The 25,434-nt window shown below is 45.3% G+C and carries 23 protein-coding genes; 7 read left to right on the forward strand and 16 right to left on the reverse strand.

What is annotated here, in order from left to right; genetic code table 11:
• Positions 1-4 precede the first annotated feature (4 nt).
• Both GVN20_RS12210 and GVN20_RS12215 read left to right on the forward strand, forming a co-directional pair.
• Positions 5-433, forward strand: coding sequence for a hypothetical protein (locus GVN20_RS12210; protein ID WP_166558588.1), 429 nt, complete (start codon positions 5-7; stop codon positions 431-433).
• On the forward strand, positions 399-1,160 hold the full coding sequence (locus GVN20_RS12215; protein WP_114463998.1) for a geranylgeranylglyceryl/heptaprenylglyceryl phosphate synthase: 762 nt from the start codon (positions 399-401) through the stop codon (positions 1,158-1,160). The genes GVN20_RS12210 and GVN20_RS12215 overlap by 35 nt, the downstream gene beginning before the upstream one ends.
• On the opposite strand, the gene GVN20_RS12220 is transcribed toward GVN20_RS12215, so the two are convergent.
• A complete protein-coding gene (locus GVN20_RS12220; RefSeq protein WP_206023252.1) occupies positions 1,161-2,708 on the reverse strand; it encodes a hypothetical protein in 1,548 nt (515 codons plus the stop codon).
• Positions 2,709-2,966: 258 nt separating this feature from the next.
• Between GVN20_RS12220 and argS the strand changes: the two genes are divergently transcribed.
• Positions 2,967-4,745 carry an arginine--tRNA ligase gene (gene argS, locus GVN20_RS12225; RefSeq protein WP_166558589.1) on the forward strand — a complete coding sequence of 593 codons (1,779 nt, stop codon included), beginning with the start codon at positions 2,967-2,969 and terminating at the stop codon, positions 4,743-4,745.
• A 58-nt stretch (positions 4,746-4,803) separates the two neighbouring features.
• Here the strand turns inward: argS and GVN20_RS12230 are convergent, their stop codons facing one another.
• Together GVN20_RS12230 and gcvT are read right to left on the reverse strand one after the other, a co-directional pair.
• On the reverse strand, positions 4,804-5,511 hold the full coding sequence (locus GVN20_RS12230; protein WP_166558590.1) for a 2-phosphosulfolactate phosphatase: 708 nt from the start codon (positions 5,509-5,511) through the stop codon (positions 4,804-4,806).
• A gap of 49 nt (positions 5,512-5,560) precedes the next feature.
• A complete protein-coding gene (gene gcvT / locus GVN20_RS12235; RefSeq protein WP_166558591.1) occupies positions 5,561-6,661 on the reverse strand; it encodes a glycine cleavage system aminomethyltransferase GcvT in 1,101 nt (366 codons plus the stop codon).
• A gap of 164 nt (positions 6,662-6,825) precedes the next feature.
• Here gcvT and GVN20_RS12240 point away from each other — a divergent pair, with 164 nt between their 5' ends.
• The 3 genes from GVN20_RS12240 to GVN20_RS12250 all read left to right on the forward strand — a co-directional run bounded on the left by GVN20_RS12240 (position 6,826) and on the right by GVN20_RS12250 (position 8,477).
• Positions 6,826-7,542, forward strand: a complete 717-nt coding sequence (locus GVN20_RS12240) for a hypothetical protein (protein WP_166558592.1) — start codon at positions 6,826-6,828, stop codon at positions 7,540-7,542.
• A 101-nt stretch (positions 7,543-7,643) separates the two neighbouring features.
• Positions 7,644-8,153: a hypothetical protein gene (locus GVN20_RS12245; protein ID WP_166558593.1), complete on the forward strand. Its 510-nt coding sequence runs from the start codon at positions 7,644-7,646 to the stop codon at positions 8,151-8,153.
• A gap of 6 nt (positions 8,154-8,159) precedes the next feature.
• Positions 8,160-8,477, forward strand: coding sequence for a YrhB domain-containing protein (locus tag GVN20_RS12250; RefSeq protein ID WP_166558594.1), 318 nt, complete (start codon positions 8,160-8,162; stop codon positions 8,475-8,477).
• Between the two features lie 87 nt (positions 8,478-8,564).
• On the opposite strand, the gene pheS is transcribed toward GVN20_RS12250, so the two are convergent.
• The 8 genes from pheS to GVN20_RS12290 form a co-directional block, all read right to left on the reverse strand.
• Positions 8,565-9,605: a phenylalanine--tRNA ligase subunit alpha gene (pheS, locus tag GVN20_RS12255; RefSeq protein WP_166558595.1), complete on the reverse strand. Its 1,041-nt coding sequence runs from the start codon at positions 9,603-9,605 to the stop codon at positions 8,565-8,567.
• A gap of 124 nt (positions 9,606-9,729) precedes the next feature.
• Positions 9,730-11,346, reverse strand: a complete 1,617-nt coding sequence (locus GVN20_RS12260; RefSeq protein WP_166558596.1) for an amidohydrolase family protein — start codon at positions 11,344-11,346, stop codon at positions 9,730-9,732.
• A 131-nt stretch (positions 11,347-11,477) separates the two neighbouring features.
• Positions 11,478-11,855 carry a ribosome hibernation-promoting factor, HPF/YfiA family gene (gene hpf / locus GVN20_RS12265; RefSeq protein WP_114068590.1) on the reverse strand — a complete coding sequence of 126 codons (378 nt, stop codon included), beginning with the start codon at positions 11,853-11,855 and terminating at the stop codon, positions 11,478-11,480.
• Between the two features lie 187 nt (positions 11,856-12,042).
• Positions 12,043-12,879 (reverse strand): 5-dehydro-4-deoxy-D-glucuronate isomerase, encoded by an 837-nt coding sequence (gene kduI, locus GVN20_RS12270; protein WP_114068591.1) that lies wholly within the window; start codon positions 12,877-12,879, stop codon positions 12,043-12,045.
• 72 nt (positions 12,880-12,951) lie between these two features.
• A complete protein-coding gene (locus GVN20_RS12275) occupies positions 12,952-14,013 on the reverse strand; it encodes an NAD-dependent epimerase/dehydratase family protein (protein WP_166558597.1) in 1,062 nt (353 codons plus the stop codon).
• Between the two features lie 7 nt (positions 14,014-14,020).
• Positions 14,021-15,976 carry a KUP/HAK/KT family potassium transporter gene (locus GVN20_RS12280; protein WP_166558598.1) on the reverse strand — a complete coding sequence of 652 codons (1,956 nt, stop codon included), beginning with the start codon at positions 15,974-15,976 and terminating at the stop codon, positions 14,021-14,023.
• Between the two features lie 17 nt (positions 15,977-15,993).
• On the reverse strand, positions 15,994-17,943 hold the full coding sequence (locus GVN20_RS12285; RefSeq protein WP_166558599.1) for a KUP/HAK/KT family potassium transporter: 1,950 nt from the start codon (positions 17,941-17,943) through the stop codon (positions 15,994-15,996).
• Between the two features lie 231 nt (positions 17,944-18,174).
• Complete coding sequence (locus GVN20_RS12290) at positions 18,175-19,635, reverse strand: NADH-quinone oxidoreductase subunit N (RefSeq protein WP_166558600.1); 1,461 nt, start codon at positions 19,633-19,635, stop codon at positions 18,175-18,177.
• A 39-nt stretch (positions 19,636-19,674) separates the two neighbouring features.
• Here GVN20_RS12290 and GVN20_RS12295 point away from each other — a divergent pair, with 39 nt between their 5' ends.
• Positions 19,675-20,316: a hypothetical protein gene (locus tag GVN20_RS12295; protein ID WP_166558601.1), complete on the forward strand. Its 642-nt coding sequence runs from the start codon at positions 19,675-19,677 to the stop codon at positions 20,314-20,316.
• Between the two features lie 88 nt (positions 20,317-20,404).
• Here GVN20_RS12295 and GVN20_RS12300 read toward each other — a convergent pair whose 3' ends face one another.
• The 5 genes from GVN20_RS12300 to GVN20_RS12320 form a co-directional block, all read right to left on the reverse strand.
• Entirely contained in the window at positions 20,405-21,592 is a 1,188-nt protein-coding gene (locus GVN20_RS12300) for a phosphoglycerate kinase (RefSeq protein WP_166558602.1), read from the reverse strand.
• A gap of 208 nt (positions 21,593-21,800) precedes the next feature.
• Positions 21,801-22,232 carry a nuclear transport factor 2 family protein gene (locus GVN20_RS12305; RefSeq protein WP_166558603.1) on the reverse strand — a complete coding sequence of 144 codons (432 nt, stop codon included), beginning with the start codon at positions 22,230-22,232 and terminating at the stop codon, positions 21,801-21,803.
• A gap of 7 nt (positions 22,233-22,239) precedes the next feature.
• On the reverse strand, positions 22,240-23,541 hold the full coding sequence (locus tag GVN20_RS12310; RefSeq protein WP_114068597.1) for an MFS transporter: 1,302 nt from the start codon (positions 23,539-23,541) through the stop codon (positions 22,240-22,242).
• 69 nt (positions 23,542-23,610) lie between these two features.
• Complete coding sequence (locus tag GVN20_RS12315) at positions 23,611-24,282, reverse strand: bifunctional 4-hydroxy-2-oxoglutarate aldolase/2-dehydro-3-deoxy-phosphogluconate aldolase (protein WP_166558604.1); 672 nt, start codon at positions 24,280-24,282, stop codon at positions 23,611-23,613.
• 20 nt (positions 24,283-24,302) lie between these two features.
• Positions 24,303-25,340, reverse strand: a complete 1,038-nt coding sequence (locus GVN20_RS12320; protein WP_166558605.1) for a sugar kinase — start codon at positions 25,338-25,340, stop codon at positions 24,303-24,305.
• Between the last annotated feature and the right edge of the window lie 94 nt (positions 25,341-25,434).

A 25,434-nucleotide genomic window follows, 5' to 3' on the forward strand; every position in this document is an offset into this window, starting at 1 on the left:
CATAATGGCTTCACTCCCAAAAAATATCCTGACTTTTGAGGAGCCATTTGGTGACACCAATGGCCGGATTACCGAATTACAAACAGCCTCAGAAGGGTATCGCCGTCTGTTGGAAGAAAAAATAGAAGACTTAAAAGTGGATGCCGTCGAAATCGGCAAGCAGGCGTTGGTCATCGGTGGCGTGATTGCGGTGGTTTATTTATTGGTAGATGCGCTATTGCCAGAAGATGAACCTGAAATAAAAGCAAAAAATACGAGCAACGTTTCGGGGGGCATTGAGCGTCATACAGAAAAAACATCGTGGGTTGTCAAAACCGTTACTTCTTATGCAACGACTTGGCTACTAGGACTAGCACGACAAAAATTAATGGATTTTTTGGCTACTCAGCAAAATACGAATGCAGGCACAGATACGAACGAAACTTCAAAGTAATCTTCAAAACGGGCGAAAAGCGTTCGCAGTGTTGCTCGACCCCGACAAGGTGGAGTTGGAGTCGTTTCCGTTTATGCTCGCCGAAAGTGTGCGTTACGGAGTCGATTTTTTCTTTGTGGGCGGCAGTCTCATTACCCGGTATGCTTCAGATGAAATTATTGCGGCCATTCATAAACATACCCATATTCCTGCGATTCTTTTTCCGGGCAACAGCCTGCACATAGAGCCGTCGGCGGATGCTATTTTGTTGCTATCGCTTATTTCGGGCCGAAATCCTGAACTCCTCATTGGGCAACATGTTATTGCGGCTCCGCTGTTGAAAAAGAGCAAATTGGAAATTCTGCCCACGGGTTATATGCTCATCGAGAGTGGCCGTGCCACTACGGTGTCTTACATTAGTAACACTACTCCTATTCCCCACGATAAACCTGGAGTGGCGGCCTGTACGGCCATGGCTGGCGAATTGTTAGGGTTGCAAATCATGTACTTAGATGCAGGAAGTGGGGCACAAAAGCCCGTTTCGGCCGAGATGATTGCGGCGGTTCGCCAAGCGGTAGATACCCCCATTATTGTCGGCGGCGGCATTAATTCCGTCGAAAAAGCGCAATCAGCGCTTGAAGCGGGAGCCGATGTGGTAGTGGTTGGAAACGGCATTGAGAAAAACCCCGACCTTTTGCCCGAAATCGCGCAGGCGGTCAGAAGCTTTAACGAAAAAATTATTGCCTGATTAATTCCCCGATGATTTCCCCTTTTTTGTTTCTTCCTTGGCATCTAAACGAGGTGCGTTGGGGTCGTAAGAAAAGCGATTGATGTAAAAAACTTCACGCGGGGCACCTACCCATTTTTCGCTGCCGATTTTCTGGTAACCATAAGCCAAAAAGTAATGGTCATGCCACGCTGCCAAAAGTCCGCGTTCGTTGTCTACAATGCGGTCGTTGTCGTCGGCGCTTTTGATGGTAAAGGCCTCTTTTTCACGCACTATTTTGTTGCGCTCTATCACTTCTGTGTTAATCTTTCCGTCTTTGGGATAGCCCAGCACCAGCAGCCCATCGCGGCGGGTGACCTGAACCATGGGCAGTAGCTCAATGCTTTCGACATTTTCGAGGGCAAAACAGTTATCCCATAGCAGATTTCCAGCCTTGTCAAATCCACAAACGATGGCGTGTGTATAGCGAAAACCATCAAATTCGCGGTTGGGGTTTCGAGCTGCCATACCGCCACTATACATGTTCCCATTTTTATATACGGGATAGTACACCTCTGCCACCAGCACGAATTCATCGTTGGATTTAATAACTTCATGAACCAGCAATCGGTACCGAAACTTAGGCTCTTTTCCTTCTTCTTTTCGCTTAGAAATTTTTTCTACTACCCGCTGTTTGCGTTTGGGTTTTAGGTAATTAAAAAAGTTTTCTAATTTAGAAAAATCGACCCATTGCAGTTTTTCCGGCTCGGCATCTTTGATTCTTGAGAAATAAAGCCCTTGCGAATATTGGGTACAGCCCTGCGCATAATTGCCGACAATGAGTGACGAAGCCTCGTCGAGCGGTAAGATTTTGCCCGAAATCAGGCCGTTGTTGTCTTCAAAAGGCATCGTCGTTGTTTTGATGAGTTTGCCTTCGTACGAATAAGTTTTGATGGTAAATTGACAATCGCCCCGTTTGATGGTGTAGAGCAACACATTGAGTTGATTGCGTTGTTCGTCGAGTTCGATGTTACTGATTTCAGTGTTGGTGGTGTACAGATACGGCAGCGCTTTGATGCTTTTGTCAAAGAAAGAAAAAGCCATGACCACGGGCCGGCTGTGGTGGTAGCCGCCGATAAAAGCGGTGTTGCCCAATACTTTGAAATGCACAATGTCGGCGCGGGTCAACAAATCTCCCTTAAAAGTCTCGATTTCACCGTTGTGTAAGTCCACCCGTAGCACGGTCAGCTTGTCGCTGTCGGTTTCTTGAAGCAGCCAAAAAAGGTAATTTTGGTTGTGATAAGTTTTGATAGGATGCAGTTCGTAAGATAACTTATATTCTGCCGACCATTGTTGTTTGAGCAGGGTATCAAAACGGAAAAAAGACCATTTTTCGTTGCCATAATATTCTTCTTTGCGCTGGGTCACCAACAAGCCGTCTTTGTTGAGCGGCGTAACGTCAAAATATTCATCGTTAGTTTGGCTGACCTTAAACTCCAACCGTAAAGATTGTTCCAATTGTGCCTGCGCTTCTGAATACAGGGCACCAGTGAACATCAATAAGCGTAGTATTTGTTTCAACATTTTCATTTCTTGACTGTTAAGTGCCGAATGGTTAGAAGTTCATCATAAACGCTTGTTATCAATAAAAGTAGCAAACGCTTTATTTAAAATCAACTTATTTGTGCGCACTGAGGGGTTGAAGATACGAAAATACGATTAAATTATTATTTGCTTGACGAATTTGAAGTACTTTTGCGACTCGTTTGAAACCCTTATCGGTTACTATTCTTTTTAGGGTAACAATGAGCGATTTACGACGAATAACGGAATAATGAATACGGAATTATGCATATAGAATCAATTATCAAGACGTATATCCAAAGCGCATTGCAGGAAATTTATAACGTTGCCGAAGAAACAATCCTGCTTCAGCCGACCAAAAAAGACTTTGAAGGTTTTTATACATTTGTTACTTTTCCCTACACCAAAAGCCTCCGCAAACCTCCCGTCGAAATCGGGAATAGCCTCGGACAGTATCTGGTAGAAAAATCGGGCGTGGTGAGCAAATTTAACGTGGTGCAGGGTTTTTTGAACCTCAGTATTGCCGAATCGGCTTGGATTGCAGCCCTCAACACCTTGGCGCTTGATCCAAACTTTGGTTTTTCGGCCCCCAATGGGCAATCGGTCATGGTCGAATTTTCGTCGCCCAATACCAATAAGCCTTTGCACTTGGGGCATTTACGGAATAACTTTTTGGGCGACTCGGTGTCCAGAATTTTGAAAGCCAACGGCTACGACGTTGTCAAAACTTGTTTGGTCAATGACCGAGGCATTCATATTTGTAAATCAATGTTGGCCTATGCCAAGCTCGGCAACGGTGAAACCCCCGAGTCTTCTGGACTCAAAGGCGACCACCTGATTGGTAAATATTACGTCTTGTTTGACAAAGAATACAAGCGACAAATTGAAGCCTTGGTAGCCGAAGGTAAGACCAAAGAAGAAGCCGAGAAAAAAGCCCCTTGGATGCTCGAAGCCCAGCAACTGCTCCTGAAATGGGAACAAAGCGATGCCGAAACGATTGCGCTCTGGAAGCAGATGAATGCGTGGGTCTACGCTGGATTTAACGATACCTATCAAAAAATCGGGGTCAGTTTTGACAAGACCTACTACGAATCCAACACTTATCTTTTGGGAAAAGATGCCGTGGACGAAGGCTTGGCGAAGGGTGTGTTCTTCCAAAAACCTGACAATTCGGTGTGGATTGATTTATCGGCCGAAGGTTTAGACGAAAAACTCGTGTTGCGGGGCGATGGCACTTCCGTTTATATGACCCAAGATTTGGGAACAACTGACTTGAAATTTGCCGATTTTCACACCAATAAATCCATTTGGGTTGTCGGAAATGAGCAAGATTACCACTTTCAGGTCTTGTTTGCCATTCTTAAACGCTTGGGTCGTGCTTACGCCGAAGGCTGTTATCACCTGAGCTACGGCATGGTGGATTTGCCCTCGGGAAAAATGAAGTCACGGGAAGGAACGGTCGTGGATGCCGATGAACTGGTGGCCGAAGTAACCGCCGCCGCCGCCGAGGAAGGCAACGCCAAAGGAAAAATTGATGATTTTAGCGAGGCCGAAAAACAAAAACTATTCTCGATGTTAGGCTTAGGTGCCTTGAAATACTATCTTTTGAAAGTAGACCCACAAAAGCGAATGCTGTTCAACCCGGCCGAGTCGGTGGAGTTGCATGGGCATACTGGACCGTTTATTCAATATACCCACGCCCGTACTCGTTCGGTGCTGCGGAAAGCGGTACAGATGGGGGTGGAGTGGACCAAACCCGCCGTGACGGTTCCGTTGACGGATTCGGAGAAAGAGGTTATTTTTTGCCTTACCCAATTCCCCGAGCGAGTGGCCGACGCCGCCCGCAATTATTCGCCTGCCTTGATTTCGCAGTATGCTTACGAATTGGCGAAGGCGTACAATACGTTTTATGCTGAAGTATCAATATTGCAAGAACCCAATGCCGATGCCCAACAAGCGCGTCTGCTGCTTTCACAAGCCGTAGCCGACGGCATCCAAAAAGCAATGGGCCTATTGGGCATTGAAGTACCAGATAGGATGTAGAAGAAAGTCAGCCAGGAGAGAACTTATCTCTCCTGACTTTTCTTTTTCTCGGCTTTCATCACATAGCCACTAGCGTACTTCCACGCAAAATGGGCACTACATCGTACAAGTCTCGTTGGAGGCAATACGAAATATCTTTTTGAATACCGAGACGTTGCAGGCGACGTACGTGTGACGAGTTGGACACGTAGCCCAATAAGTCATCTTTGGCTTGCTGATAGGCTCGCATCGCCATTAGAGCGCTGTCTTCGGCAATCATGTATTCTTCTTTGAGGGCTTCTACCAACGCCCCCGCAAAAAGCGTATCTTCTAAGTTGACGCGGCCTTTCCAGCCTGCACACAACACCAGCACATCGTACGATTGAGATTGAAGGTAGTTGGCCACGGCGCCTAAATTAAGAAAGGCACCCACCAATACCTTTACGGCATCTGCTTTGGCTTTGGTGATAGACAAGGTGCCGTTGGTGGTGGTCATAGCTACGTGCCCACCTACGAGGCGGTCGTCCATGTAGCTGAAAGGAGAATTATCTAGTTCAAATCCTTCTACTTTCAAGGCGTTGCGCTCTGCTGCCGCGAAATACCCTTTTTGCTGATAGGCATAGCATTCTTCTACCGTAGCAACGGGCGTAATGCTTTCGATGCCATACGCCAGTCCCGTGACCATGCAGGAGGTAGCCCTGAAAATGTCGGCAACAACGACGATGGTATTGTCGATGGCATGAAGGTGTAATAAATCAGGGGTCAGGCAGACGTCAATGGATTTCATACGATGTTATTAACGTAACGAAAACACAGTTCATAAAACGGTTTTTCGGTTATACGGTTGGTTTTACAAATGGTAATTTTACGACTTGCGCTTTCAGCAATTTTTCGCGTACTTTTACAAAAATCTCACTTCCTGGTTTGCTATAAGCGGTAGGTACATACCCCAGTCCGATGCCCTTGCCCAAGGTAGGTGATTGGGTTCCAGATGTTACGTGGCCCAACATATTTCCTTCGGCATCGCACAGTTCATAATGGCCGCGCGGAATACCTCGGTCAATCATTTCAAAACCAACCAGTTTGCGTTGTAATCCCGCTTGTTTTTGTTGGAGAAGTGCTTCAGAATTAATAAAATTCTTGGTGAATTTGGTCACCCAACCCAAGCCTGCTTCGAGCGGAGAGGAGGTATCGTCGATGTCGTTTCCGTAGAGGCAATAACCCATTTCGAGGCGAAGTGTGTCGCGTGCACCTAGGCCGATGGGTTTGATGCCAAACTCTTTGCCCGCTTCAAAAATGTGGTGCCAAACATGAATGGCCGCGTATCGGGGAATGTATAACTCAAAGCCGCCCGCCCCAGTATAACCCGTGGCCGAAACGATAATATCTGGCAAACCCGCAAAGGTCCCTTTTTTGAAGGTATAATACTCCATTTCTGCCAAGTGAATACTCGTCAGTTTTTGCAGCGCTTCGGCCGCTTTGGGGCCTTGTACGGCAAAAAGACACAAATCATCCGATGCGTTAATCATCGGAACGCCTTCGGTATTATGGCTTTGAATCCAGTTCCAGTCTTTTTCGATATTGGAGGCATTGACTACCAAAAAGTATTCCTCCTCGTCGATTCGGTACACCAGCAAATCATCAACCGCACCGCCTTGCTCGTTGGGCAGGTAGCTGTATTGGATTTTGCCGTCAAACAACACCGACGCGTCATTGGCTGATACCCGCTGAATGAGGTCGAGGGCCTTGGGGCCTTTTAGGATAAATTCACCCATGTGCGACACGTCAAATACGCCTACTCCGTTGCGAACACAATGGTGCTCTTCAAGGTCGGATGAATAGCGAACGGGCATCATAAAGCCCGCAAATGGTACCATTTTTGCTCCCAATTTTTGGTGGAGGTCGTTGAGCGGAACCGTTTTAAGTTGATCAGTCATATGTGGTCTGTTGAAATGTTGCTACAAAGCTACCCTTCTAATTTGAAAATTTGAAAACTGGACAATTTGAAAATACACTTATTTATTACCTTTTGTCATTTTTTTCGTTTGTACATTTTCAAAATTCGTCTACTTTTGTCTTATACTCAACCTTTTAAGGTAAAATGGGGAAGAAAAAACAACCTGAAAATCAAGTCCCGATTGACTTCCGATTGCAAGACCGTACGTTGCTTCATTTGGGGCAAATCGCGGCCCAGCGCGACGGTGAGCGTTTATTTCAGGGACTATTGGCGGGCGATTGGCTATTGGAGCCAGCTGGTGAGGCCGCCGATGTATCGTCGGGGCAGGATATTATCCGCCAGTTAGGCCGCCGTTTGCCTTATCCAGAAGTGGTCAAAGTGGCGCAATTACACGCGGTAGAAACCGAATTTGTCGGCTTTTCAGCTTTGTTTCAAAACAAAGGGTGGGTGTTTTTGAATGCCAAGGCCAATGATTATGAGCGCTGTTATTACACGGCATTACTGACGGCTTCGTTGGGGTTGTACATGAGTTATTCACAGCCAGATGCCTTGTGTCAACGTTCGGAAAAACTCGTTTTTGATGCGTTGCTGCCCGAAAGTGAAGTGCAGAGCTTCTTTCATCGGGGCATTACCAAAATATCTTCTTCTCTGGCCGTAGATATTGCTGATTTTTTTCGGGTTCCGTTCCCGATTGTGCTAAAACGGGCGCTTTCGTTGGAGGTAATTTCTGATGAGCAATACCGCAACTTCATGACGGTCAAACCTGAGCGCCCCGTAAAAGCCCGCCCGTTGTTCGTTTCTAAATCGGGCGAGTTGGAAGGAGACTTTGACGACGAGCAGTGGATTGGTGGTGGGTTTTAGCCAAGTGATTGCGTTTTCAATCTACTATTCTTCCCCCGTCGTTTCTTGCAGTTGAAAAATACCCATAAAACTTTCAGCATAGAGTTTCAAGAGTCAGAAGAATGATGAATGTCTTATTACAGCTAAAGGAAATAGCGAAAATTAATAGACCATTAGCCCCTGATATTAAATTAATTATTCCCTATCGTAAACATCAGTATACTGACAGTTTAATAGAGTTAATTAATGAAGCACGTTTCCAAAAGAATGATTCACTATTAGAATGCTCTTTAATCGCCTCAGAAACAGATGGGCTGAATAATAAATATACTGACATATTTTGTAAGCTATTGGAAGAAAATTGGCATTCAAGCCAAGAAGATGTAGCTGAATATTTAGAGGAGTTGAAAGATATTAATAGCATTGACACATTATTTTCCGTTGCATTACTTGATGAAAGTAAATATGATGATGAACCTATTCCATTAGCAAAGAAATGTATATGGGCTTTAGGTGCTATAAACGATAAAAAGTCTCTGAAAAAATTACAGATGCTTGCAACTTCAAAAAATCAATTGCTAAAAGAGGCAGCCGTAGCTGAGTTGAAAAAATTGAATAATTCATTTGAGTAAATATTTATGTTAAATATTGAACAAGCAAAAAAACTTGTAGAAGGTGAATTGAAAGAACTTGAAAAAAGAGCTACCCGCCGTCTAAAAATAATGGAAAGTGAAACGGTAGAATTTAAATTTGGGTGGATTTTCTTTTACCAATCTGAAGAGTTTGTGGTCACAGGAAATGAAGATAAAATGGTCGGAGGTAATGCTCCAATTATTGTCGATAAATTTAACTCAACAGTACCTATTACGGGAACGAGACGTAACGAAGATTTTTATTTAGAAAAATTCTGTGAACTCAGAGATAATATTGATAAATTTAATGAGGAAATTGGTTAATTATTTATCCTATAAAACCTAAAAACGTCATCAAAAAAGGGTTGAAAACTAGTTTTCAACCCTTTTTTGATGACGTTAATCGTGGATTTACACCCCTTCAAACTGACGCAAAAAGCGTACATCATTTTCAGAGTATAGGCGTAGGTCACGAACGCCGTAGCGGAGCTGGGCAATGCGCTCAATACCCATGCCGAAGGCAAAACCAGTGTATTCTTCGGGGTCGATGCCGCAGTTGGCCAAGACGTTGGGGTCTACCATGCCACTGCCGGCAATCTCTACCCAACCCGTTCCTTTGGATAAACGGTAGGTCTCTTCCGTGTCGGTGCCCAACCAAATGTCAATCTCGGCGCTTGGCTCCGTAAAGGGGAAGAACGACGGACGGAGGCGTATTTTTACGTCTTTGTCAAACATCTCTTTGGAGAAGTGATAAAGCGTGTCTTTGAGGTCTTTGAAACTTACGTTTTTATCAATATACAAGCCTTCTACCTGGTGGAAAAAGCAGTGCGCGCGGGCCGAAATGGCCTCATTGCGGTACACACGCCCGGGCATAATGGCGCGGATGGGCGGCTTTTGGCGTTCCATCATCCGGATTTGTACGTTTGAGGTATGTGTACGCAGGAGCATATCTTGCGTAGGGTCTTCGGCATTTTTGGCCACGAAAAACGTGTCCTGCATTTCGCGTGCGGGATGGTTTTCGGGGAAATTGAGGGCCGTAAAGTTGTACCAATCGGATTCAATCTCGGGGCCGTCGGCCACGCTGAAACCCATGCGCTCAAAGATTTCGATGATTTTGGCGCGGGCCAAGGTGAGCGGGTGTATACTGCCGAGTTGGTTAGGAACGACGGGCAAAGTTAAATCAACCGACGGCCCACTAGAGCCACTGTCGTTGGCCTCAAACTCGGCCTGAATGACGGCGAAGCGGTCGATGGCAAAATTTTTTAAAGCGTTCAATTCCTGCCCTACGGCGCGGCGCTCTTCTTTGGCAATGTCTTTCAGTCCTTCAAAAAGGGCTTCGACGACGCCTTTGCGTCCTACAAAGCGTTGACGATATTGTTCTAGTTGCTCCTTGGTAGCAACTTCAAACTGTTCTATTTCCTGAAATATCTCTTTGACTCGTTCGGTTAGCATCGGGTGATTAGTGATTTGTGGGTAGTGCTTAGGGACAATTTCAGCACTCAATTAGCTTCAATAATAGACTGCAAAGTTAAACATTCTTCCCAACTAACCACAAACCACCAATCACTGATTACTACTAATTACTGCCCGATACTTTTCCTGATTTTTGGGGAATGCCCGGCTGGGTAATTTCAAAATTCTCTTCTTTTTTAGCATCTGCGACGATCTTACGCACGTCGGCCAGCAGTTTTTTAGCATCGTACACCACGCCATCTTTGACGGTGTATTTTACGCCACCTACGCGTGTCACTTCGTTTTTTTCATTGAGTCGAATGGCTCCCGTTCCGTAAAGTGTTTTCAGGTTGGCGAGCGGATTTTCTTCAGTAATCACAAAATCGGCCAGTTTTCCTACTTCTACCGAGCCAATATCTTTGGCCATGCCGAGGGCTTCTGCTCCTTTGAGGGTGGCGGCCCGGATGATTTCCATAGGATGGAATCCTGCTTCGCGGAGCAATTCTAGTTCACGGATGTAAGCAAATCCGTATAATTGATAAATAAATCCCGAATCAGAACCTGTGGTAACGCGCCCACCGCGATTTTTGTATTCGTTGATAAACGCCATCCACAGACGATAATTCTCTTTCCATGCTACTTCCTGCTCCGTGCCCCAGTTGTGCCAATACGACCCGTGAGAGATGCGGCTCGGGCCATAAAAGCGCCACAGAGAAGGCAGCGTGTATTCCTCATGCCATTCGGCGCGGCGGGCCAGCATTAGTTCACGGTTGGCTTCGTAGATGTTGAAGGTGGGGTCAATGGTGAAATCCAGTTTCAACATTTCGTCCATCACCTGATTCCATTTTTCGGTACCGGGTTTAGCCGCTTGTTTCCAGAGTTTACCAGCTTCTTCAAAACGGTTTTGCTCGTTGTTGTAGTTATAATCCGTTGGATAATTTTGGAGGGTTTTGTCATCAAATAGTGCTTCTGGGAGCCCATACCAGTGTTCCATACTTGTCAAGCCAGCTCTAGCGGTGGCCAAGGCATTCATGCGCCCTACTTCGGTTTGGGCGTGGTGGGCGGCAGAGCCAAGCCCTAGTTTTTTGTTTTCGTCGAGGGCGGCCTTAAAAACTTCGGGTTCGGCACCGAAGAATTTGATGCCGTCAGCGCCTTTTTTTGCGTTTTGGCGTACCCATTCACGGGCCTGCTCGGGCGTGGATATAAAATCGCTGGCTCCTTGTCCGAATACTGTGTAGGCTTTAATTCGCGGAGCAGTAATCAGATTTTTAGCACTTTTTTCTTTTTGGTCCAGCACCCAATCAAGTCCATTCCCACAAGATGGGTCGCGGATGGTCGTGACTCCGTGGGCCATCCAGAGTTTAAACACATATTCGGCATTGGCTCCCTGCTGTACACCTCCGATATGGCCGTGCATATCTACAAAGCCTGGCATCAAGTACATGCCTTGACAATTCATTTCTTTGTCGCTTGGGTTGGCTTTTACGCCATTTTTGGGGTCAGCGGGCATTCCTGGATAACCTGCTTGACGAATTTGGGCAATGCGGTTATTTTCAACCACAATATCCATGGGACCAATTGGGGGCGAGCCCGTGCTGTTGATGATGGTCACGCCTCTGATGATAAGTCGTTTGTGAGGGCCGTCTCCTTCGGCTCGGTTGGGTGCTTTTTGGACTTGGGCCAAAATCGGGAGTGAAAATTGGGTGATAAAGAAGAACAATAAGAAGAAAAGCTTTTTCATAAAGGAAGTTGGGGTAGATGGAGTGTAATGGTATTTCAAAGTTAATCAAGATTAAAGACTTTTGGGCGATGAAGTCTAACAAAAAGGGCGAATACCCGTCGTATTCGCCCTTTTTATGAATGCAGCCTTTTCTAAATCTCCTCTATTTCTATTTCTTCGGCTACTTCTGAGCCATTGGTAGTGGCTTCTTTGATGGTTTTGTTTTCTACTTCTTGCCGTTTGGCTTTGTATTTTTTTATCTGAATTTTGAGGGCCTCAAGGGCTAAATCGGTGGCTTCTTCAAAGCTTTTGCCACTTTCTTTGACAAATAGTTCCGCATTGGGAACCTTGATTTTGACTTCTAAAACTTTATTTTTGACTTTACTGCTTTCACTTTTATCTAATCGGAGGTATACTTCTCCACTGGTTATTCGGTCATAAAATGTTTCGAGTTTTCCTAGTTTCTTTTCAATAAATTCGAGCAATTTTGAATCTGCGTCGAAGTGGATCGCGTGCACTTGAAGTCTCATAATTACGCACAGTTTTAGTTTAACAATTAATTGACAATCATATTTGTGGACTCAAAGGGGGAAAAAATAGCGGTCTGCATCGCCAGACCGCTATCTCTAAAATTGAAGTCTACCTTCAACGATTGTAAATCTAAACTGTGTGTTTTTTTCTTAAAAACCAAGCATTACGGTTAGTTTTTTTGAAATTTTATTTTATTTCACTCATTGTCAGCATATCCATATCCGTGAAGGAATAATTTTCTCCAGCCATTGCCCACAGAAACGAATAACTGGTGGTTCCGGCTCCGGCATGGATGGACCACGGCGGAGAAATAATGGCCTGTTCGTTGGCTACTACCAAGTGGCGGGTTTCTTCGGGAGCCCCCATAAAATGGAAAATACGCTGGTCTTCTTCCATGTCAAAGTAGACGTAAATTTCGGAACGGCGGTCGTGGACATGCGGCGGCATGGTGTTCCAAACACTGCTGTATTTCATGGCCGTCATGCCCATCACGAGCTGGCAGCTCTCCAAGCCGCCCGCGTGGATGTACTTATAAATCGTACGGGTATTGGCTTTTTCGGGAGAGCCCATGTCTACGGGCATGGCATCGGCGGCTTTCATCAGGGCCGTTGGCACAAGACGATGCGCGGGCGTTGAAATCAAAATAAACTTAGCAGGAAACTCTGGGTCCAAACTCTTGAACGAAACCATTTTGTGGCCTTTTCCTACGTACAGGCAGTCGCGTTTTTGAAGTGTAAAAAGTTCTTCTCCTACCATCACAAACCCATCGCCACCCACGTTGAGAATACCTAATTCGCGGCGTTCAAGAAAATAATCGGCGCGGAGTTCCTCATAAACGGGTAGTTTATGCAATTGCCCTACTGGCTTTATTCCCCCTACAATCATGCGATCATAGTGGGAATAAACGAAATGGAACTGATCCGGAACGAACAGTTTCTCCATCAAAAATTCCTCACGGATTCGGTGCGTATCGTAGCGTTTGAAATCCGTCGGATTGGTAGCATGTCGAACTTGGATGTGCATAAGAGTAATGTGTATTGATTAAAGAGTCGTGAGCAGTTGGGCCACAGCGTAGCCCTACTCGCGGCCACTGACTTATTTCAGGATTGGTGCTAAAGCAATGTGATTTTGGTCCAACCATTCGGTAATATCTTCGACAATCTGGCGTACCCCAATCTGAGGGGCCCAACCAGTGAGCCGTGTTACTTTCGAATTGTCGGTAATATACAGGCGAATATCTGCCGTGCGGGTTTCGGCCACTTGTTTGATAGGGATGGTCTTGCCCGTTACTTCCTGACAGATTTTGGTGAGTTCTTGCAAGGAAGTACTGCTTTCGTTTCCTCCGCCCGCGTTGAGAATTTCACCATTTACTTTTTCCAAATTATGTAATTGCCAGTCAATCAAACGGTATAAATCCGCCACGTGTAGCATATCACGGGTTTGTTTGCCCGTACCGCCGTAGCCAAAATACCCCAGTTGTTGTTCCCAATAATGTTTTGCAATCCAAAGAACCATCACGCCTTGGTCTACTTTGCCCATTTGCCAAGGGCCCGTAATCACGCCGCAGCGGTTGATCACGGTCTGTAAACCATAAAATTCATTGTATTCCTGAATGATTAATTCCGAAGCTAGTTTGGTGGTTCCGTACAAAGAACGGGCACCGTCCAACGGAAAATCTTCGGCAATTCCTTTGGATGAAACCCCTTTAACGGGTTGTTCATCGGTCAATTCAAACCGGGTTTCGGATTCGACAAAATTCAGTTTTTCAATGGTCTTGATGGGATATACCCGGCTCGTAGACAAAAAAATGAATTTCGCGCGGTGTTTGAGGGCGTAATTAAGGCAATTGACGGTGCCAAAAAGATTGGTATTTATTAAGTAATCGGGCGTTCCGTCCAATCCTGCCAAAACCGAGGGCTCAGCAGATGCCTCAATGACAGCATCCACAGCTGGTAGCGAATCAAAATCTTCTTTGTTACGAATGTCACCGTGAACGTACGTGATTCCGAGTTGGGAGATTCGGGCTACGTTGAGTTCTGAACCTTTTCGTTTTAGGTTATCTAAACAATAAATTTCGTAAGAAGGATAGTTGGTTTTTAATGCTATCGCTAACGAAGAGCCTACAAAGCCGGCGCCGCCGGTAATCAGAATTTTCATGGTCTATTTAATTATATCTTCTTTTAAGCAGGACATTTTCTACGGGTTGAATGACCAACGGCACTTTTTCGATCTTCACGGCGCTGGCATCTAGTCCAAACCATTTGTCTTCGCTAGGGGTAAATTGTTTGATAAAAAAATACGCCTGCATGATGATTCGTTCAAACAAAGGTAATTCGTTTTCGTAAGACAAAAACTTTTCCAGTACCACAAACCTAAAATCGCCGACCACATTTTGCTTGTTGAGTGATTCATAACGGCTAGTAATATCTACTTCCTTGTTCTTAACCATTTCTTCAATCACCTTTCTAAGGTATAGATTGATGCGTTGCTCTACCCGGAAACCCAGATAGAAATTGACTTTGACGACGTCGTCGGGTTCAATGATGCTGACTTTGTATTCCATTGTGTAAGGGTCGTCGGTGGTGTCAACGTGTACAAACCAATAGATGTCGGCCCGTTTGGGACGTTTTTGGAAGATTGAATAAATCACTTTTGACTCAATTTCGCTTATACGCGAAGCACTCGACATAAACACCAAGTGAGTGGCGTATTTGGGAATGCTTACGTCGCGGCTGAGCTCTTTCAATGATTCCAGAAATCTTTCTAGTTTAACGTACTCGGTCAATTGTTGTTTGATAAAAAACGAGTTATACCAAATGACCATCAAAGAGACAATGGCACCGCCGATAATTAATGACACCCATCCGCCGTGGGTAAACTTGAGTAGATTGGCCACCAAAAAAGAGCCTTCGATTCCTAAATAGAGCACAAAAAACAGTACAATTCCCCAGGCATTGTAGCGCCGTGCGTATAAGTAGTAAGACATCAAGAGCGTGGTCATCAGCATGGTTAGTGTAATGGCTAATCCGTAAGCCGCTTCCATGCGAGAAGATTCTTTAAAATATAAAACAACCCCGACGCACCCCGCCCAAAGAAGCCAATTGACGCTCGGAACGTACAGCTGTCCCTTTTGGAGACTTGGGTAACGAAGCCTTACTTTGGGCCAAAAATTGAGGCGTATTGCCTCGCTGACCAATGTAAAAGAACCAGTAATCAACGCCTGACTCGCAATAATCGCCGCCATGGTAGCGATACCGATGCCCGGAAGTAAAAACCAGTCGGGCATAAGGTCATAAAATGGATTACGAGTGCCCAAAGGCTGTCCTTTTATGCTTAGTAAATATGCGCCTTGACCGAGGTAATTCAGAAAAAGTGCGATTTTTACAAATACCCAACTCACCCGAATGTTGCCTCGTCCGCAGTGACCAAGGTCAGAGTAAAGCGCTTCGGCCCCAGTGGTACAGAGAAATACCGCCCCCAAAAGCCAAAAACCTTCTGGATATTCAAACAACAGCCAATAACCATAGTAGGGGTTAAAACATTTGAGCACTTCGGGGGCGTCGCTGATATGAATGAAACCCAAAGTTGCCAGCATCAAAAACCAAATAAGCATGATTGGCCCAAAAGCCCGACCTACTACGCTTGTGCCAAAACCCTGAATTAAAAAAAGGGCCGATAGAATCGCAATGACAATCGGAATGGTCTGCAACTCAGGGTAGATAATTTTTAGCCCCTCAATAGCCGATGAAACTGAGATGGGAGGGGTAATGATGCCGTCGGCCAACAAAGCCGCCCCGCCAATCATGGCTGGAATGGTAATCCATTTGGCATGCCGGCGTACCAGAGCGTAAAGCGCAAAGATACCGCCTTCACCCCGGTTGTCGGCCCGGAGAATCAGAATGACGTATTTAAAAGTAGTTTGAAGTGTGAGTGTCCAAAATACCAAAGAAAGTGCACCTAAAATTTCGTTTTCTTCGATGGGCTTGGTAGTTCCGGTGACAGCCTTCATGACATAAAGGGGAGAGGTACCGATGTCCCCATAAATAATACCGAGTGCAATCAACAACCCGGCTGCTGTGACTTTGGAGTTGTCGTGCCGGTGGGATTCGTTAGATTCCATATATATTTGGTTAAAAATTAGCCATAAATCCGTTGCAGATTTACTTTGTCTATGGCCCTGATGATGAGTGGGACTTTTTCGATTTTTACAGCACTGCTATCTAATCCAAACCACTTATCTTCACTGTTGGTAAAGCTTTTGATAAAGAAGTACGCTTTCATGATAAGCTGCTCAAAGATGGGCAATTCATTCTCATAAGAAAGGAATTTTTCCAACACAACAAAGCGGAAATCGCCGATAACGTTGTGGCGGTGAAGCGATTCATAACGGCTGGTGATGTCCACTTCTTTGTTTTTTACCATGTCTTCAATAATACGGCGCAGGTAGAGATTGATGCGCTGTTCGATTCGAAAGCCCAATCGGAAAGTGACTTTGATGACATCGTCGGGTTCAATGACGTCGACTTTGTATTGCATTGTGTACGGTTCATCGGTCGTGTCAACGTGGACAAACCAGTATATATCGGCCCGTTTGGGGCGTTTTTCGAAAATTGAGTAAATAATTTTAGATTCAACTTCACTTGTACGCGAAGCGTTTGACATAAACACTAGATGTGTGGCGTATTTGGGGATGCTTACGTCGCGGCTGAGTTCTTTGAGCGCATCAATGTACGTAGCAAGTTTGGTATATTCGGTCAATTGTGCTTTGATTTGGCCAGCTTTGAGCCAGATAAACATGACCGTTGCCAGAATGGTACAAATCAATACCGACACCCAACCTCCGTGCGCAAATTTTTCTAAATTGGCGAGCATGAAAGCGCTTTCTACCGCGAAATACACTACCAAAAATACAATAACTAGCCACATATTGTAGCGGTGAGTATAGAGATAGTAAGACATCAGTAGGGTGTCTACGAGCATGGTGAGTGTGATGGCCAAACCATACGCAGCTTCCATGTTGGTGGAGCGCTTGAAATACAGTACCACAGCCACACAACCGATAAAAAGAAGCAGGTTAATGCTCGGTACATACAACTGCCCCTTTTGGGCTGAAGGGTACTTAAGTTTGATTTTTGGCCAAAAATTGAGGCGAATCGCCTCGCTGACCAACGTAAACGAGCCCGTAATTAACGCTTGGCTGGCGATGATGGCCGCCATCGTAGCAATGGCAATGCCAGGCAATAAAAACCAGTCTGGCATGAGTTCATAAAAAGGCTTACGGCCGTTGAGGTACTGGCCATTGTGCGCCATCAACCATGCCGATTGGCCAAAGTAATTGAGTAGTAAAGTGAACTTTACAAATACCCAACTTACGCGAATATTGCCCCGGCCGCAGTGACCCAAGTCGGAATACAGTGCTTCTGCTCCCGTGGTACATAGAAAAACGGCCCCTAAAAGTGCAAATCCCCCGGGGTGTTCAACCAACAATTGATAAGCATAATAAGGGTTGAGGGCTTTGATAACCAATGGGTTTTGGATAACGTGCGAAAATCCCAAAATCCCCAAAGTCGAGAACCAAACCAACATAATAGGCCCGAAAGCTCCGCCCACTACCTTTGTCCCAAAAACCTGAATCAGAAACAAAACCGCCAAAATGACCAATACAATCGGGACGGTCTGAATATTCGGATATAAAATCTCCAATCCTTCGACCGCCGAAGAAACCGAAATCGGCGGACAAATAATACCATCGGCCAATAGTGCGGCGCCTCCAATCATGGTAGGGATGGTGAGCCACTTGGCATGACGTCGTACCAGTGCAAAAAGGGCTAAAGTTCCGCCTTCACCCCGGTTGTCGGCCCGTAAAATTAATATAACGTATTTGATGGTTGTTTGCAGCGTGAGCGTCCAGAATACGCACGAGAGCGCACCCAATACAACCTCTTCATTGATACGGCTTTTACCAATTATGGCCTGCATTACGTACAACGGAGAGGTTCCGATATCTCCATACACAATCCCCAATGCAACCAATAATCCCGCGCCTGAGATTTTGTCTAAATTGTGGTGACCGTTACCTTGTTCCATGAAAATCGTTTGTTCTATAAAATGATAGGAAGCACTGGTTATGAAGCAGGGATGTATGTCTAATTTTAAATCGCTTTTAGAACGTGGGTTTCCGCAGATTTGGTGAAAAAGTCGGACAAATATAAATGCTTGGGCTATCCGTTGTTCTCGGAAGCCCAAAATTATTCACTAATCTGATAAGAATCAGTCAATACAGTATAGCATAAGGCGGTTGAACAGGCGAAAAACATCTTATAGCAGTCGAATCCATTCAATCAACCCATCGGTCTTAAAAAAGAGGGCTAAAATGGTGATTGTCAGGAGAGAAATAAGAATTGTTGCTGCGTACGAAATAGGCGAGGAAACCAGTGTCGATGGGGTTTTTCGAAAAAATAGATAAAAAGGAATTTTAAAATAATAAAATAGTGAAACAACAGCATTGAGCAACCCAACGACCAACAATGTCACTAACAATGGGTCACCATTGGCCTGATACGCTTCCCAGAGCGAAGAGAATACGAGTAATTTAGCCGTAAACCCTGCCGTAGGTGGCAATCCAACCAAACCCAGCATCAGCACCGTAAAACAAACACTCAGTAAGGGATAGGCCGCGCCTTTGCCCGTGATAGAAGCCAAAGTGGGGGAAGGAGTATCTTGCCCCATTAAATCAATAAGTAAGAAAACCGCAATGTTGATGATGACATAGACCGTGATGTAAAACGCCGCGCTTTCAAAACCCGTTTGATTAAACGCCGTCAATCCTACAATGATAAATCCTGCTTGTGCAATGCCAGAGTAGGCCATGAGTCGTTTTAGGTCGTTTTGCCAAAGGGCAGCGAGATTGCCGACCAAAATACTCACCAACGCAATGATGGCCATGAGTTTTTGAAAATCGGCAGGGAATACACTCAAAAGGCGCATCAAGAGCAACAACGCCGCGGCTTTGGGGGCGGTAGATAAAAAAGACACAATGGGCGTAGGGGCAGACTCGTACACATCTGGCGGCCAAACATGAAACGGAACCAGCGAAAGTTTGAATAGTACACCGCTCAAGGTGAGAAACCCAACCACCAACAAAATAAGTGGCGGATTTTGGGCTAACTGACTGCCAAATACGTCGCTCGTAAAATCCAACGTACCCGTCATCCCGTAAAGCAGCGAAAGTCCGTACAGCATGATAGCCGAACTGAGTGCGCCAAACAAAAGGTATTTAATTCCGCCTTCTGCGGGTTTTTTACCGCTGCCAAAGGTGACCATTAAATAAGACCCAATCGATACCAGCTCTATGGATAGGTACACGCTCAGGCCATTGGTGGCCATCGTCATCAGAAAAAGCCCTAATACTACGGCCAACAAAATACTGTAAAACTCGGCGGGGAGTTTTGCCTGCACAAATTGTACGTGCAGCAGCACTAATAGCCCCGTAACGAGAATAATAAGTTTGAAGAAAACGGCTTTGTGGTCAAGATAAATCAGGTGATGAAATAAATAACCGCCCAAGTCGTTCCATTGAAGACAAACCAAGACCAAAGCAACCGCCAGCGCTCCGATGGTTAAACTACGCAGGATGCCAGTAGTCTGCAACTGCCAAGGGCTGTATTTTAGCAGAATTTCACTGAGAATAATGAATAAAAAGGCTCCTGCCAGCCACGTTTCAGGTAAAAAACCGGGCAGACTTTGGATAACGTGGTAAAGATGGTCTTGGAGTCGCAAGGTAGATTGTTTAATTTGCTCGCAAAAGTACAACGCAACATGAAAAAGTCATTACTCTGTGGGGGATTGATTTTACTAACCCTCGTAACTTATGCCCAAAGTATGTTTATTCAGGACATCAACGGGCGTCCTATCTTCGAAAATGGATACGTAGAAATCGAAGGTTCGCCCTACCTCAACGACGCATGGTCGAGGGGGAGTGTCAAAGCCAAAAATAATGGCAAAACTTATGAGCTGGCAAAAATGCGGTATGACCTCTACAAAGACGAACTTGAATACGAAGAAAATCAAAAGCCATACCGATTCAGCAGCGAAATCACGGAGTTTTCGACCAACGACGGCGTGTTTAGAAGCGGTTTTCCAGCGATAGAATCCCTTACCGCCCGAAATTTTTATCAGGTAATGTACGACGGAAATGTTAAATTATTAAAACACAGCACCGTTAGGATTCAGACCGAAAAACTGTACAGCTCGGCCACCCAGACCAAACGTTTTATGAAAGAAGATGCGTTGTATTTGTTTAAAAATGGCACCCTGATCCGCCTCAAAAAAGACAAAAAAGCGTTGTTGGAAGCTCTCGGCGACAAGCAGGCCGAGCTCGAAACGTTTATCAAAGACCAAAAGTTGAAATTATCGAAAGAAGAGGATATTCTGCGCGTAGTGGAGAAGTATGAAGGGTAATAATTATTGATTATCAAAATTTTAGAGTACTTCAAAAAAATAAGGGCGCAGGAAATGCGCCCTTATTTTTTGAATGAATATTGAAAAATTAAGCCAAAGCTGCTACGCCTGGCAATTCTTTTCCTTCCATGTATTCGAGCAATGCTCCGCCACCCGTTGAGACGTAGCTCACGCGGTCGCCGTAGCCGGCGTTGTTGATGGCCGAGGCCGAATCTCCCCCACCGATGAGCGAGAACGCACCGTTTTCTTCGGTTGCTTTGACCACTGCTTTGGCAATTGCGTCAGTACCGATGGCAAAGTTAGGGAATTCAAATACACCCATTGGGCCGTTCCAAAGAATGGTTTTTGACGTACGTACTACTTCTTCAAACAAGGCAATACTTGCTGGACCAATATCTAAGCCTTCCCAGCCGTCGGGGATTTGTCCAGTAGCAACGATTTGGCGATTGGCGTCGTTCGAAAAAGCATCGGCGCATACATTATCTACGGGCATGATGATATTCACGCCTTTGGCTTTGGCTTTTTCCAGAATTTCGAGGGCCAATTCTTGTTTGTCAGCTTCTAAAAGTGACTTTCCAATTTGACCACCGAGGGCTTTTGTGAATGTATAAGTCATTCCGCCCCCGATAATGAGATTGTCGACTTTGTCCAAAAGACGCTCAATGATGAGGATTTTGTCCGAGATTTTGGCTCCCCCCATGATGGCCGTGAAAGGGCGCTCGGCGTGTTCGAGAATGCGCTGGGCATTGTCGATTTCGGCTTGCATAACGTAACCGCAGATACGGTCTTCAAAAAACTGTCCGATAACGGCCGTAGAAGCGTGGGCGCGGTGTGCGGTTCCGAATGCATCGTTTACCCAAACATCGCCGAGTTTTGAAAGTTTTTCGGCAAAGGCAACATCGCCTTTTTCTTCCTGCTTATAAAAACGAAGGTTTTCGAGCAACAGGATTTCGCCGGGTTGGAGGGTGGTAGCTTGGTCGTAGGCAGATTCTCCGATGCAATCATCGGCAAATTTAACTGAAACCCCTAAGATTACCGATAATGGGTTGATTAAGTGTTTAAGTGAATATTTTTCGGTTGGACCGTCTTTCGGGCGTCCCAAGTGTGACATCAGAACGCAGGAGCCGCCATCTGCCAAAATTTTGCGGATGGTAGGTAGGGTAGCCTGAATGCGGGTGTCGTCAGTAATTTCAAATTTTTCATTGAGGGGCACGTTGAAGTCCACGCGAATAAGCGCTCGTTTCCCTGCAAAATTGTACGAATCTACGGTTTTCATAGGATTCCAGTGGGTTGAACTAAAGATTGATTTACAGGACAAAAATAGTTTTTTCGGCCCACTACCCTCATATAATCCGTTTTTTCTTTTTATAAACTGCCTCAGAAAGAGCGGTTGAAGGATAATGGTAGCGGGTTTTGCAAATAAATAAACCATAAAAAATCCCCTTGGCCGAAGCCGAGGGGATTTTTTATGAAAAGTGAAGCCGTTAAATTTTTACTGCCTGTCGGGCCAGCAATTTCCAGCCTCCTTTTTGTTTTTGCCATACCATCAAAAGCGATAGGTTTGCTGTACCGGGCTTACCACTATTGTTGGTTGTCCCCGCCAATTTATGGCGAACGATGGCCGCATTGCCCACTATTTTGATGGTTTGTTCGGTCAGATTGATGGTCACAAAATCAGATTCGCCGCTAACAATAGCGCGTACAAACTCCGCTTTGTCTTCAATTTTGCCGTTGGAGTGGCCATAGCTGAGGGCTTCATCGGTGAGACTTTCGAGCGTTGCTTTGTCGGCGTCAATCATTGCTTTTTTGAGTGCTTCCACGGCGCTCGCAACCGCCGCTTCATCTTTCGATTGGGCAAAAGTTGTATTGAGAACCGAGAAACAAGTAATCAGTAAAAATGCGAGTGTCTTTTTCATGTCATTTTTATAAATCTACTGGTTTCATTTTAGGTACTAAGAAGTGCATAATCGTCCACGCCAACACGTAAGCGGCTCCGCATACGAAAAACATGATGTAATAGGCCGTCTCGATTTGGTTGATAGAACGGTAATAGACAAACATGTTTTTTTGAACCAAAGCAGAAAGTAAAATCCCGCCCAAAGCGCCAAACATTCCGCCAATACCGGTGACGGAAGCGGTGGTGTATTTAGGAAACATATCGGAAACCGTAGTGAAGATATTGGCGCTCCATGCTTGGTGAGCAGCGGCGGCAAATCCAATGACACAAACGGCATACCACATGTCAATACTGCCTAAAATTTGCGAGAAAATAATCGGTGATACACAAAGGGCATAAATGAGCATGGAAGTTTTGCGCGCCCTGAATACAGGCCAGCCGGTTTTGATAAGGTACATGGGTAAATAACCGCCCAAAACACTCCCAAAGGTTGAAAGGGTGTACACTACCGCCACTGGAATGGCAATCTGTGTACCCGTAAGTTTGTATTGGCTTTGCAAAAAGTCGGGCAACCAGAAAAGATAAAACCACCAGATAGGGTCGGTGAGGAGTTTTCCAAGGGCAAATGCCCAAGTTTGGCGGAAACTTAAAAGTTTGAACCAAGAAACCTGCGGTTTGTTGACATCGTTTTTGTCGGCCAGTACTTCAGCGGCGTCAGAATGGATGTAATCGTATTCGGCTTTTGAAAGTTTGGGGCTTTTGCTTGGTACTTCATAAAACATCAGCCAAAGTACGAGCCACACAAAACCCAACATCCCTGTAATGATAAATGCCCATTGCCAGCCCATTTCGGCGGCGATGAAAGGCACCGAAAGTGGAGCCACGATGGCGCCAAAGTTGGTGCCAGAGTTGAAAATGCCCGTGGCAAAAGCACGTTCTTTTTTAGGAAACCATTCAGCAACGGTCTTGATGGCGGCGGGAAAGTTTCCTGCTTCTGTAATACCAAGCGCTGAACGCACGACGGCGAACCCAAAAACAGTATTTACCAAGGCATGGGCTACGGCTGCCACGCTCCATAAAGTAGTAGCAACGGCGTAGCCGATTTTAGTACCCAGTTTATCGACCAAACGCCCAGCGCCGAGCATCCCGAAGGCATAAAATAGTTTGAAGGCGATTTCAATGTTGGCGTAGTCACCATCGTTCCAGTTCAGTTCTTCCGAAAGAGTGGATTTTAATAAACTGATTACCTGCCTGTCGAGGTAGTTAATGGTGGTTGCGAAAAATACCAGACCGCAAATGGTCCAGCGATAATTACCGATTTTTTCCATTTAGAAGAAGGGTTTTGTAACAACATAGGCACAAAGGGCACATAGCTTCCGGCTATACAATCTGTGTTTCTATGCAGTTGGAGCGAGGGTTTGGTAATAGGTTAGTAATGTATTTATCTTTTGGGCTATTTCTTCAAAATTACCTGCTTCGACGACGGCCTTTGGAAAGAGTTGTGAGCCAATGCCCACCGCACTTACCCCCGCACTAAACCACTCTTTGAGGCTTTCGGGGGTGGGTTCTACGCCTCCCGTTACCATCACTTTAACCTTAGGTAAAGGGCCTTTCAAGGCTTTGACAAATCCTGAACCCACGACATTTCCGGGAAAGATTTTTACAATTTCTGCCCCTAGTGAAGTAGCATTGTAAACTTCCGAAACGGTCATAGCACCAGGCATCCAAGCGATATTTTGCGCTTTGCATACCTCGGCCACATCCATTGTGGTACACGGTTGAACCACAAAATCAGCGCCCAGTGCAATGAATTCCTCCGCCTGAAGAGCATTGAAAACGGTTCCAATACCTAAAGCCATTTTTGGGTAGTTTGTACTGATAAAATCGCATAATACTTTGAAAACTTCTTTGGCGTTTTCGCCGCGATTGGTAAACTCAAACGCCCGAATCCCTCCGTCGTAACAGGCTTTAATGATTTGGCAGGTTACTGCTGCGTCGGGATGATAAAACACCGGGACGATGGGTGCGCTTGCCAGGGTTTGATAAACGAGTTGTGGTTCAAAAGCCATTGATATCGTTGTTGATTACATTAATTCTCACTCAAAACGTTATTTAACGTTTCTTTTACTTTTTCTACGGTTTGCTGCGAGGCATCGCCGTATTCTTGCAATTTGCCAAACGCCGCCGCTGCCGCAAAATCAATGATGTCTTGCGGAGTGTGTTGGTGATGCAGGCCATAAATAAGGCCGCCCATAAAACAATCGCCGCTGCCTACTTTATCCACTACTTTCTGGGTGGTAAATTCGGGGGAAACGTACTGTATTCCGTCTTTGTACAAAGTAGTATAATACTGAATTCCTTCTTCAAACGCGTCAAAACGGAAGGTATTAGCCACGACTTTGCATTTCGGGAATGCTGCCTGAATATTTTCGGCAGTAGCAATGCTGTGGGCCAGATACTTCTCCTGCGTAGGGTTTTGCTCCACTGTTTTATCAACTGGAATCCCCAAAAGTGTATTTGCGGCCCAGATATTACCCATGATTACGTCGCAGTACTGCGCCAAGTCGGGCATGATTTCGACGGGTTTTTTACCAAACTGCCACAGTTTGGCGCGATAATTTAAATCTACAGAAATGGTGATGCCCAAGCGCGAAGCTACCTGTAATGCTTCCAGACAGGCATCTGCTACATCTTGGTTGAGGGCGGGGCTGATAGCGCTAAAATGAAACCATGAGCAACCTTCCAAAATCTGTTCCCAATCTAATTTGTTCACTTTTAATTCTGAAAATGAAGAAAAAGCCCGGTCGTAAATCACGCCAGCGTTTTTTAAATCTGCACCCTGTGGCAAATAATACGCACCGATGCGCGACCCAAAATGCCGAATGCCAGATGTTTCAATCCCCTTTTCTTCAATATAGGCTTCGATTTCGGCCGAGAGTTGGTTTTCGGGTAAAACTGTGCTGTAGCGTACTGGTACTTTCCAATTGGCAAGGGCGTTGGCTACGTTGAGTTCGGCACCGCCGACAAAAACGGGCATGTTCGCCTGTTTAATCCACTCACCATTGAGTTGCGGCGAAAAACGCAACAGTAATTCTCCAAAACAACAAATAGTATTTCCTGTACTCAAGGGTGTATTCTTTTGGTTATCAATTGTTTAATTAAACGATTATTGCGGTTTAACGTTCATGGCTGGTTTAATGCGTGGCGACGGTTTTGAGAAA

It is taken from the genome of Runella sp. CRIBMP (assembly GCF_009905605.1).
Lineage (GTDB): Bacteria > Bacteroidota > Bacteroidia > Cytophagales > Spirosomataceae > Runella.